This window comes from Inquilinus sp., from assembly GCF_057815775.1.
In genome coordinates, this window is the sequence record NZ_JBYRFX010000272.1 from 1 (window position 1) to 3,156 (window position 3,156).

General features: G+C 67.3%; 3 protein-coding genes. 1 reads left to right on the forward strand and 2 read right to left on the reverse strand.

The genetic code is table 11. The features are described from left to right. Positions 1–193, reverse strand: a 193-nt coding sequence (locus AC3XYG_RS09615) for a hypothetical protein (RefSeq protein WP_489139601.1), incomplete at its 3' end; no start/stop codon positions are given. Between the two features lie 237 nt (positions 194–430). Between AC3XYG_RS09615 and lysS the strand changes: the two genes are divergently transcribed. Continuing rightward, entirely contained in the window at positions 431–1,942 is a 1,512-nt protein-coding gene (lysS, locus tag AC3XYG_RS09620) for a lysine--tRNA ligase (protein WP_489139602.1), read from the forward strand. A gap of 301 nt (positions 1,943–2,243) precedes the next feature. On the opposite strand, the gene AC3XYG_RS09625 is transcribed toward lysS, so the two are convergent. Next, the gene (locus AC3XYG_RS09625) at positions 2,244–3,008 is read right to left on the reverse strand and encodes a hypothetical protein (RefSeq protein WP_489139603.1); all 765 of its coding nucleotides are present in this window, start codon (positions 3,006–3,008) and stop codon (positions 2,244–2,246) included. Between the last annotated feature and the right edge of the window lie 148 nt (positions 3,009–3,156).

The following is a 3,156-nucleotide window of genomic DNA, read 5'->3' on the forward strand; positions in this document are numbered from 1 at the left end:
TGGGCTGGCGGGCGGCGGCGGCCTGGGCGACGGGCCGGGTGATCGGCAGGACTTCGGGCCCGACCGTCCTGGGCAGCTGCGCAGTCGCGCTGGAGTTGGTCGAATAGGCCCAGGGCGTGGTGTCGGTGCAGGCCCCGAGGCTGATGGCGGCAACGGCGATCGCCAACGCCGCGCGCGAAACGCTCTGTGTCATCTCGGACGACCCCCTAGTGCTCTCTCTTGCCGGTCGGTTCCGGTGCCGGCTTTCCATACGGAAGTATGACCCTCATTGTCATAAACAACTGGGAAACGTTTCCGCAGCGAAAATCGACACGGGTGCGCGAAGTAGCCGGCGCCATGCGCTCGAAGCGGCTTGCACCCCCGTATCGCGACGGGTAGAGGACGCGATCCCCGTTTGTCCGTCATACCTTCTTGTCCGTGGAGTCCCGATATGTCCGACACCGTCGAGAGCGCCCGCGCCCCGCACGACGATGCCGACAACCCGCTGAAGACGCCGCGGCTGGAAAAACTGCGGGTATTGCGGGCGCTGGGGATCGACCCCTATCCCTACCACTACGAGAAGACGGCCGATGCCGCCGGGCTGCAGGCGCGCTATGCCGACCTGCCGGCCGAGGCGGAGAAGCCGGAGGACGTGGTCCGCATCCCCGGCCGCATCCGCGCCTACCGCAACAGCGGCATGTTCATCGACCTGCACGACGTCAGCGGCAAGATCCAGGTGTTCTGCCACAAGGATTATGCCGACCCGGCGACGCTGGCGCTGGTCGGGCTGCTCGACATCGGCGACCTGATCGGGGTCGAAGGCTTCATCCGCCGCACCAAGCGCGGTGAGCTGACCGTCAACGTCCAGCGGGTCGAGCTGCTGGCCAAGACGCTGCTGCCGCTGCCGGAGAAGTATCACGGCCTGACCGATGTCGAGGCGCGCTACCGCCAGCGCTATCTCGACCTCATCATGAGCGAGGAGAGCCGCGAGACCTTCCGCGCCCGCAGCCGGATCGTCGCCGACATCCGCCGGCTGATGCAGGACCGCGGCTTCCTCGAGGTCGAGACGCCGATGCTGCACCCGATCCTGGGGGGCGCCTCGGCCAAGCCGTTCGTGACGCATCACAACACGCTCGACATGGAGCTGTACCTGCGCATCGCGCCGGAGCTGTACCTGAAGCGGCTGATCGTCGGCGGCGTGTCGGAGCGGGTGTTCGAGATCAACCGCAACTTCCGCAACGAGGGCATCTCGACCCGGCACAATCCGGAATTCACGATGCTCGAGCTGTACCAGGCCTATGCCGACTACACCGACATGATGGCGCTGGCCGAGGACATCTTCGCCGCCGCGGCCAAGGCGGCGACCGGCGGCACCACCGTCACCTATGGCGAGCACCAGATCGAATTCGGCGGCCAATACCGCCGGGCGCCGATGACCGAGCTGGTGAAGGAAGCGACCGGCGTCGACTTCCTGGCCATCGAGGGCGCCGAGGCGGCCAGGGCCGCCGCGCGCGGCCTGCAGCTCAGGGTCAGCGGCCGCGAGAACTGGGGCCAGGTGGTCGAGCTGGTGTTCGGCGAGACGGTCGAGCACACGCTGATCCAGCCGACCCATGTCACCGACATGCCGAAGGAGATCTCGCCGCTGGCCAAGGCGCACCGCACCGACCCGCGCCTGACCGAACGGTTCGAGACCTATGCCAATGGCTGGGAGTTGGGCAACGCCTTCTCCGAACTGACCGACCCGCAGGACCAGTATGAGCGGTTCGCCGCCCAGGTCGCGGCCCGCGACGCCGGCGACGACGAGGCCCAGATGATGGACCGCGACTACGTCACCGCGCTGGAATACGGCCTGCCGCCGACCGGCGGCATGGGCATCGGCATCGACCGGCTGGTGATGCTGGTGACCAACTCCGCCTCGATCCGCGACGTCATCCTGTTCCCGACGCTGCGGACGCGGAAGTAGGACGGGGAGTCACCGATCGACCGTCATTCCCGCGAAAGCGGGAATCTCTCGCCGATCATGATGTGACGAGATCCCCGCTTTCGCGGGAATGACGACGTCAGGGGGGCGGGAAACCCTTTGGACAAGCACCTCCGGCCCCTCCCGCAGGGGCGGGAGAGGCGAAATCATCCAGGTTCCGGTGGTCGGGCGAAATCACCCCCTCCATCTGTCATTGCCGGGCTTGACCCGGCAATCCAGAGGTTGTCGACAGTCTCTGGATGCCCGGATCAAGTCCGGGCATGACAGGTGGGGGAGATTGCGCTCACCCGGTATCGGGCGGCTGGTCCCAGGGCAGGCCCTCGATCGGGTTGTTGATGCCAGCCATGTCGTACCAGCCGGTGACGATGTGCGGGTACTTCAGGCTGTGGGTGCGATACCAGTAGCGGCCCTTGTCCGGGCCCTCATGGGGCCACCACTCGTCGACATCGTCCGCTTCGTCGGGCAGGTAGCCCTCGTTGGCATAACGCTGGGGCGGCTTGCGGGCGTCGGGACCGTCGGGGTCCAGCAGCAGCACCAGCTCCGGCTTCACCCCCATGTCGCGGCACAGCCGCAGCACGATCTCCTCGATCGGATGCCCGGCCAGGGCCAGCGCCTCATCGATATCCCTCTCCACCAGCTGCTCCCACATCCCGTGGGCGAGATGGGCGGAGGTCCGGAAATCGAGGTTCTGGTCGGAGCAGATCGAATGGGCGACCACGCGCGCCACCGTGTTGCGGCGTTTCGCCTTCTCCGTGGCACGGGCCCGGGCGCCGGCGGCTGCCTTGTCGGTCGCCTCCTGGAGCTGGCGGGCGAAATGGGCCTGCAGTGCCAGGGTGTGGCGCAGGCCGCGGCCGAGCCGGTCGAAGGCGAGTTCGAACTCCCTTGTGGCGGCGGCGTCGCGGTCGCGGATCGCCTCCATGGACGCCGTGTGCAGCGCCTCGGCCCGCTCCATCGCCATCTCGGCCATCCGGTCGAGCATCCGCCCGGCCCGCTCGTCCTTGGGAGCGGCCGGGGCCTCCGGTGTCTGATGGGATTGCGTCTTGTCCATGGAACATATCATGAACAAGAGCGGTGTATAATACTACTGCGATTGCGCGTTGCCTTTCCCGCCTGGCGGGACCTGCTCAGAATAGCCGGGGGCCATTCCTTTCTGGTCCCCCCTCCCCTGGTGGGAGGGGGCTAGGGGGAGGGGTCTG

Coding starts and splice junctions, on each gene's coding strand:
- lysS (WP_489139602.1), top strand. CDS start 431: ATGTCCGACACCGTCGAGAGCGCCCGCGCCCCGCACGACGATGCCGAC.
- AC3XYG_RS09625 (WP_489139603.1), bottom strand. CDS start 3,008: ATGGACAAGACGCAATCCCATCAGACACCGGAGGCCCCGGCCGCTCCC.